We start from the raw sequence: 7793 nt of genomic DNA, 5'->3' as shown, positions 1-7793 counted from the left end.
GTCAGACAGTTGCGCACAGCCATTGAAAACGAGTTGCGTTCAATGCCGGATGATGATTTTGAAGAGTCAAATGTAAAAGATCAGAAATTACAATTTATTGATGCAAAAACCTAACCGGAAATTACTGGATCAAGGTCAAACTTGTCAAAAGTATTATTGGCACCACACCTCGACAAAGAAAAACAGTCAGGGCTCTGGGACTCGGCAAGGTCGATTCCATAAATGAGCTCCCAGACAATTCCTGTACATTGGGAATGATTAAACGTGTTCGTCATTTAGTAGAGGTTGTAAAATAATGAATTTACATGAACTTTATCCATATCCAGAGCAGCGTACCCAGCGTAAGCGTGTCGGACGCGGTTCTGCCACAGGACAGGGATGTACCAGTGGAAAGGGGAACAAGGGACAGAATGCCCGATCTGGAGGCGGTGTGCCTCCGTGGTTTGAAGGTGGCCAGATGCCGCTGCAAAGGCGCCTTCCCAAAAGGGGATTCAAGAATCCTTTCCGCGTAAAATATCAAACCATCAACCTGCATCAGCTTTGCAGTCTTTTTCCTGACGCTACTGAACTGACAGTGGATGATTTGTACGCCTGTTCGTGCTTCAAGAAGAACGCTCCCATAAAAATTCTTTCTGATGGTGAGCTTTCTGGTCCTATGACTATCACTGCACATGCCTTTTCCAAGAAAGCAGTGGAAAAGATCACCCAAGCCGGTGGTAAAGCCACGGCACTCGAAGGATAGGCGATCATGTCGGCACCAATGAATACAGGGATACAAGAGCTCAAGCGAAGATTGCTGTTTACATTCGGTTTATTGGCGATCTATCGGGTAGGCATCCATTTGCCCATCCCCGGTGTGGATGGAGGTGCCTTATCCGATTTTTTTGCCAATGCAGAGAATACCTTGTTCGGGCTTTTCGACATGTTTTCTGGCGGCGGGTTGCGCAATCTTTCCATCTTTGCCCTCGGAATCATGCCCTATATTTCGGCTTCAATCATTATTCAGCTCCTGACGGTTGTCAGCCCTGAGTTGAAGCGTCTGAGCAAGGAAGAGGGGGAAGCCGGCCGAAAAAAGATCACCCAGTACACCAGATATGGTACTGTGCTGATTACCCTTGTGCAGGGCCTTGGCATAGCCATCGGCCTTGAGAGTATGTCCAGTCCGACCGGGGCCCCTGTCGTTCTCGTTGCAGGATGGTCCTTCAGGATCATAACCATCATGACTTTGACCGCTGGTACGGTCCTTATCATGTGGCTTGGTGAACAGATCACTGGAAACGGTGTGGGAAACGGTATTTCTCTGATCATCTTTGCCGGTATTGTGAGTCGATTTCCAGCAGGAATCTACAATTCCATCAGATTGATGGGCACCGGTGAGATCAGTATCTTTGTGGCTCTTTTCGTCCTTATAGTCATGGCAGCTGTTTTGGTTGGCATCATCTATGTTGAGCGGGGACAGCGACGAATACCGATCCAATATGCCAAGAGAATGATGGGCAGGAAATTGTACGGGGGGCAAAGCAGTCATCTCCCCCTGCGAGTGAACACCGCTGGTGTCATTCCGCCAATTTTCGCCTCGTCCATTCTCATGTTTCCAGCAACGATCGCCAATTTCTCCAATGTGCAATGGTTGCAGCAGTTTTCCTCATTTTTTGATCCTGGGTCGTTTGTTTACAATCTATTTTACATTGCCATGATTGTTTTCTTCTGCTTCTTTTATACAGCGATCATTTTTGATCCCAAGGATATTGCTGAAAATCTCAAGAAGCAGGGAGCTTTTATTCCGGGGATTAGACCCGGGGTAAAGACCAAGGAGTATATCGACAGGGTTCTTGGACGACTGACCTTTTGGGGTGCCATTTATGTGTCTGTTGTCTGTATTTTTCCTATGCTTCTCATCCAGCAGTTCAACGTTCCCTTCTACTACGGAGGAACCGCATTGTTGATTGTGGTTGGTGTGGCAATGGATACTATGAGCCAGGTGCAATCCTATTTAATCACCGGGCAATACGATGGACTCATGGCCAAGGCCAAGGTCAAGGGAAGGCGTTAGGCTGACATCCCTATAGTGGAAAGCAATGGGTTTGTCGGAAATATATTTTTGGGGGAATTATGAAAGTTCGACCATCAGTCAAGAAGATCTGCCCTAAGTGTAAGATCATCAAACGAAAAGGGACGATCCGTGTCATTTGTGAAAATCCAAGACATAAACAGAGACAAGGCTAGTGTAGGGGGATGTTGTGGCAAGACTTGCAGGTATTGATCTACCAAAGAATAAACGACTCGATATCGCATTGACCTATATCTACGGTATTGGTCATACGACAGCGCTCAAGATTTTAGACGCCACCGGGACCGATTGGACCAAAAAAACCGACGACCTCACTGCCGATGAAATCAAGAATATTCGTGTTGAACTCGAGGATAACTACAAGGTAGAAGGCGACCTTCGTCGTGAAGTTTCCGGTAATATCAAGCGACTCATGGATATTGGATGTTATCGTGGATTGAGGCACAGAAGAGGCCTGCCAGTTCGCGGGCAAAAGACCAAGACGAACGCCCGGACGAGAAAAGGCAGAAAACGTGCTGCGGTTGGTCGTAAAAAGTAAAGGATGAGGAGAAGGTATGGCTAGGCCTCAAAAAGGTATGAAAAGAAAGGAACGTAAAAATATTCCGACTGGTATTGTGCATATCAGTGCTACGTTCAACAACACTATTATTACGTTCACTGATAATGTCGGAAATGTTATAAGCTGGGCCAGCTCCGGTACTTCCGGATTCAAGGGTTCCAGGAAAAGTACCCCCTTTGCCGCGCAGAAGGCCGCCGAAGTTGCCGCCAAGCGTGCTCAGGAACATGGTATGCGGACCGTCGGTATTTTTGTCAAAGGTCCTGGTTCTGGACGTGAATCTGCGATGAGGGCCATTCATGCAGCTGGAATGAAAGTGACATTCATCCGTGACGTCACCCCCATTCCTCATAACGGCTGTCGCCCCCCGAAGCGGCGTAGGGTTTAAAGGAGGATTTTACATTGGCTAGATATACGGGTGCAAAATGCAAACTTTGCCGTAGGGAAGGGGAAAAGCTTTTCCTGAAGGGTGATCGTTGCTATACTGATAAATGTGCTTTCGAACGTCGTTCCTATCCTCCGGGTGAACATGGAAAAATGCGTCGCAAGCCTACTGAATACTCCATTCAGCTTCGTGAGAAGCAGAAGGTGCGACGGATGTACGGACTCCTTGAAGGGCAGTTCAGGCATTACTTCAAGGTTGCCGATTCCAAGAAAGGCGTTACAGGTACCAACCTGCTCATGCTTCTTGAAAAACGCATCGACAACGTGGCTTACAGAATGGGTTTTGCCAATTCACGGAGCCAGGCAAGGCAGTTGGTCCGTCATGGCCATTTTCTTCTCAACGGGCGTAAGGTTACCGTACCCTCCATTCAGCTCAAGGAAGGTGACGTCGTTGAGGTTGGTGCGAACAGCAAGAACAGCCTCGTCATCAAGGAAGCTCAGGAAGTCGTCGCACGCCGTGGCGTGCCGGCCTGGCTTGAGGTCGATGTCACGGCTCTCAAGGGAACCATCAAGGCCCTTCCAGTACGTGACGATATCACCTTCCCGATGAACGAGCAGCTGATTGTCGAATTGTACTCCAAATAAATATAGGTGTTTTCTATGACGGAAACCAGCAGTGAAAGACCTGTGAATGTGAGAAATTGGTCTGAACTCGTCAAACCCGAACGCATTGAACGCGATCAAAAGTCCAATGACATGTATGGCAAGTTCGTCTGCGAGCCGCTTGAAAGGGGTTTTGGTACGACTATCGGCAATTCCCTGCGCAGGATACTTCTGTCTTCGCTTCAGGGTGCCGCAATCGCTGCCATAAAGATCAGCAGCGTACAGCATGAATTTTCCACCATTCCCGGGATTGTCGAAGATGTCACGGATATCATTCTCAACTTCAAACAGGTCAAGTTTGCCTCTTCCACGTGTGAACCGCAACGGCTTGAACTTATAGCCAACGATATCGGAGAGGTAACAGCATCTGCTATCCAGGAGAATCAGAATCTTCATGTTTTGAATCCGGACCAGCACATTGCTACTCTCACCGAACCTATCGACTTCCACGTTGAAATGGAAGTCCGTATGGGCAAGGGCTATGTTCCCGCAGAAATGCATGAAGGATTGGAAACCGAGATCGGCATCATACCCCTTGATTCGAGTTTTTCTCCGGTCACGAAAGTAGCCTATCATGTGGAACAGGCGCGTGTCGGCCAGATGACCAACTACGACAAGTTGATTATTGAAATCTGGACCGATGGCTCAGTTACTCCTGATGACGCCTTGGCCTATAGTGCCAAGATTCTCAAGGAGCAGCTCTCTGTTTTCATCAATTTTGATGAATCCACGGCTGATATCGACCGTAAAAACGTTTCCGCCACTCAAGAAGTCAATCCCAATCTGTTCAAGTCCATTGAAGACCTCGAACTTCCGGTTCGGGCTAGCAATTGTCTCAAGAGTGCCGGTATTCATCTTGTTGGAGAACTTGTTCAGAAGACGGAAGGGGAGATGCTCAAGACCAAGAATTTTGGGCGCAAGTCTCTTGAGGATATCCGGCGGGTTCTCGAGTCCATGGGACTTGAATTCGGGATGAAGAACGATAATTTTGAAGAAAAGTACCAGGAATGGATGAAGAGGTCAGAAGAAGATGAGGCATAAAAAATCAGGCAGAAAACTCAACCGGACCATGGAACACAGAAAGGCCATGTTCAGAAATATGTCCCGGTCTTTGCTGGTTCAGGAACGGATTAGAACGACACTTCCCAAGGCCAAAGAACTCAGAAAGTTTGTCGAGCCCTTGATCACCTTGGCGCTTAAAAATGATCTGAGCGCCAGGAGAGAGGCCTATAAGGTTCTTGGCAATCATCAGCTTGTTCAAAAGCTTTTTGATGAGATCGGACCCAGATTTGCTGGTCAGGCAACCGGTGGGTACACCCGTATTGTCAAGTTCGGTCAGCCCAGAACAGGTGATAACGCTCCTATGGCACTCATAGAACTCACGGTTATGTCCGAACCTGCTTCCACTGAGGAGAAGGACACCGCCGCACCCGAGCAGGCAGACGAGCAAGTCACAGAGGCATAGAGATTGTAAAAAGGCAGACTCAGTCTGCCTTTTTTTTCGTTCAAAACGATTGAAAAAATAGATTTCACGTATCGTAAATATGGATATTAGGCGTCTTGAGGCGTTTTCCAAGGTTTTTGAGTCCCGGAGCTTTTCCAGGGCGGCGAAGGAATTGTATCTTTCCCAGCCGACCATCAGCTCCCATGTCGCCCTTCTTGAAGAGGAACTCGGGGTGCTTTTGTTTGACCGGGTGGGGCGCAGTGTCTTGCCCACTCAGGCAGCTGAAATACTTTATGGCAGGAGTCAGAGCATTTTCCATCTCCTGCATTTAGCACACGCGGAGATCGATCTTTTGCGGCATACGGTGTCCGGTCCGATTATTCTGGGAGGGAGCACCATTCCGGCCGACTATGTTCTTCCCCCGTTGCTGTCAACCTTCTTACGGCTGTATCCTGATGTGCGGATCGATCTTCGCGTTGGGGATACGGAGTCCGTTGTGGAGATGGTCCGTCGGGGTGATGTCATGATGGCCATGGTCGGATCTGCTGCAGATATCAGAGATCTTGTTTTTGTCCCGGTGCTTGTGGACGATCCCGTCCTCATCGGTACCCACGAGCAGCTGCAGGGAATCACCGGCAGCGAAAAGGACCTGAGTTTTCTTTCCAAACTCACCTGGGTCATGCGTGAACCAGGCTCCGGGACCCGTCAGGCCCTGGAGTCGGCTCTCAAGGCACGGGGACTGGCTATCCATGATCTCAATGTAGCCATTCAGGTCCAGAATACCCAGGCCATGCTGGGGTGTGTTTTGGCCGGTCTGGGTGTTTCCGTCACATCCCGCATGATTGTGGAACCCTATGTGCAGCGTAAAGAGATCCAGGCGCTCGCCCTGCCCTCCCTGGCCATGTCTCGGTCTTTTTATCTCGTGCACCATCAAAAACGTGAACTCTTTCCTGCTACCCGTGAATTACAGACCTTTTTGACAAAAACCCTGGCCGCAGGGAGTATCACAGACGTCTGATCCGGTTTCTGACGAGAGATCGTACCCATCCGCAGCAGAGGTTTGTATCGTGTTGTATGTTGCCTTGAAGAATACCCTTGAAAAGATTCCTCTCTATCCACAAGCCACTCTCGCCCAGAATCTTTACGCAGCGGGATTCTATCACGGTCACCCTCTCTGTGCAGGCGTCGGGAGCTGCGGCCGGTGCCGCGTCCGGTACCAAAGCGATCCGCCCCAGCCCGATGCTGATGAAATCAAGGTGTTTTCATCCCGACAGATCCAAGCAGGCTGGCGACTGGCGTGCAAGCACTATCCGGATCCCGGTGCCGTGATAGAGATTTCCGATGCCATGCGCTCACCGCATCTCGATGAATCCAGCAGCCGTTCCCTCAATCCTCTTTCGATCCTGGCCGTTGATATCGGAACCACGGCCATCAAATGGAGGGGCCTCGAAAAGGGTGCTTCCGAACCGATTTCCGGTACATTGCTCAATCCGCAGGTAGGCACGGGCGCAGATGTCATGTCCAGAATGGCCTTTGCTCAGCTCGGCAGGGATCTCAAGCTGGTTTTGCATCAGAGTCTCATAGACCCCCTGTATGCACTGATCGGAAGTGGTGATCCTGCGCACCCCCCCCGCCTCGTGGTCACCGGAAACAGTGTGATGGTGCATTTTCTGCTCAATCTTTCTCTCCAGGGGCTGGCAACGTCCCCCTATCATCTCGACTATTTCGGGGATGAGCTCGCTCAGATACCGGCCCGCGGTGTGACCCGCTCTTTGCAGGCGTATATCCCTCCCCTGCTTGCCCCTTTTGTGGGTGCCGATATCTCCTGCGGTCTCTGCCATCTTCTGTTGCACCATGTGTCCAAAGAGATGTTCCCCTTTATTCTTGCAGATTTTGGGACCAATGGGGAATTTGTCCTTGCCCTTGATCCGGAACGCTATCTGGTCACCAGCGTGGCCATGGGCCCGGCCCTGGAGGGTGTTGGACTCACCCGGGGAAAAATGGCCGGACCCCAAGTGTGTACGGGATTTGAAATGGGTCCCAAAGGAATTCTTCCGGTGTCCGGGCGTGTGGAGAACGGTGTTTCAGGAACCGGGTATCTGTCCCTGCTGAGCATCTTGAAGCGGCTGGGTGCTTTGGATGTCTCGGGCAGATTCCGCCCGGGGGCAGCGCATCCCCTGGGTCGTGCGCTCACGGGAATGTTTCAGGAAGGCCCTCTGGGAACGGTGCTGACCCTAAATGACAGACATCTTCTGACCGGCCGGGATGTGGAGGAGGTTCTCAAGCTCAAGGCCTCTTGTAACCATGCCTTAAAGACCCTGCTCGATCAGGGCGGTCTGAAACAGGGTGCGATCCAAAAAGTATTTTTGGCCGGCTCCCTCGGAGTCCATCTCCGATCTATCGATCTTACGGATCTGGGATTTGTTCCCCGTCTCTGGGAAAAGAGGATCAGCTTGGTCGGCAATACATCTTTGCAGGGCGCATGGGATCTTTTGACCCGCAGCGATGCCCGAGAATTGGCCAAGAGATTGCCCCGTCGCGTCAGGTGCGTGGATTTGCCCGGGCAGCGGGATTTTGCAGACAGTTATGTGTCCAAGATGCGATTTGAGTACTGCTGAAAAGATGTTCGTCACCATATTGCAAAGGGCTGCGGACCGAATGGTCCGCAGCCCTTT

11 protein-coding genes are annotated in these 7793 nt (G+C 50.4%); all 11 read left to right on the top strand.

The window, feature by feature from the left end; all coding sequences use genetic code 11:
• Positions 1-128 precede the first annotated feature (128 nt).
• The 11 genes from rpmD to ACTVJH_RS09155 all read left to right on the top strand — a co-directional run bounded on the left by rpmD (position 129) and on the right by ACTVJH_RS09155 (position 7736).
• Complete coding sequence (rpmD, locus tag ACTVJH_RS09205) at positions 129-296, top strand: 50S ribosomal protein L30 (RefSeq protein WP_455989648.1); 168 nt, start codon at positions 129-131, stop codon at positions 294-296.
• The gene (gene rplO, locus ACTVJH_RS09200) at positions 296-742 is read left to right on the top strand and encodes a 50S ribosomal protein L15 (protein WP_455989642.1); all 447 of its coding nucleotides are present in this window, start codon (positions 296-298) and stop codon (positions 740-742) included. Before rpmD ends, rplO begins: the two co-directional genes overlap by 1 nt.
• Before the next feature lie 6 nt (positions 743-748).
• On the top strand, positions 749-2053 hold the full coding sequence (gene secY, locus ACTVJH_RS09195; RefSeq protein ID WP_455989640.1) for a preprotein translocase subunit SecY: 1305 nt from the start codon (positions 749-751) through the stop codon (positions 2051-2053).
• Positions 2054-2112: 59 nt separating this feature from the next.
• Positions 2113-2226 (top strand): 50S ribosomal protein L36, encoded by a 114-nt coding sequence (rpmJ, locus tag ACTVJH_RS09190; protein ID WP_455989638.1) that lies wholly within the window; start codon positions 2113-2115, stop codon positions 2224-2226.
• Positions 2227-2240: 14 nt separating this feature from the next.
• Entirely contained in the window at positions 2241-2609 is a 369-nt protein-coding gene (gene rpsM / locus ACTVJH_RS09185) for a 30S ribosomal protein S13 (RefSeq protein ID WP_455989636.1), read from the top strand.
• A gap of 16 nt (positions 2610-2625) precedes the next feature.
• Complete coding sequence (rpsK, locus tag ACTVJH_RS09180) at positions 2626-3015, top strand: 30S ribosomal protein S11 (protein WP_455989634.1); 390 nt, start codon at positions 2626-2628, stop codon at positions 3013-3015.
• Positions 3016-3029: 14 nt separating this feature from the next.
• On the top strand, positions 3030-3656 hold the full coding sequence (gene rpsD / locus ACTVJH_RS09175; protein WP_455989632.1) for a 30S ribosomal protein S4: 627 nt from the start codon (positions 3030-3032) through the stop codon (positions 3654-3656).
• A 15-nt stretch (positions 3657-3671) separates the two neighbouring features.
• Entirely contained in the window at positions 3672-4715 is a 1044-nt protein-coding gene (locus ACTVJH_RS09170; RefSeq protein WP_455989630.1) for a DNA-directed RNA polymerase subunit alpha, read from the top strand.
• The gene (gene rplQ / locus ACTVJH_RS09165) at positions 4705-5139 is read left to right on the top strand and encodes a 50S ribosomal protein L17 (protein ID WP_455989628.1); all 435 of its coding nucleotides are present in this window, start codon (positions 4705-4707) and stop codon (positions 5137-5139) included. The genes ACTVJH_RS09170 and rplQ overlap by 11 nt, the downstream gene beginning before the upstream one ends.
• A gap of 79 nt (positions 5140-5218) precedes the next feature.
• Complete coding sequence (locus ACTVJH_RS09160; protein ID WP_455989626.1) at positions 5219-6136, top strand: selenium metabolism-associated LysR family transcriptional regulator; 918 nt, start codon at positions 5219-5221, stop codon at positions 6134-6136.
• 49 nt (positions 6137-6185) lie between these two features.
• Positions 6186-7736, top strand: coding sequence for an ASKHA domain-containing protein (locus tag ACTVJH_RS09155; protein ID WP_455989624.1), 1551 nt, complete (start codon positions 6186-6188; stop codon positions 7734-7736).
• The last annotated feature ends 57 nt before the right edge of the window (positions 7737-7793 follow it).

It is taken from the genome of Desulfoplanes sp. PS50, from assembly GCF_053851535.1.
The sequence above is the reverse complement of the archived record's forward strand: the minus strand, read 5'-3'. Positions and strand labels throughout refer to the sequence as shown.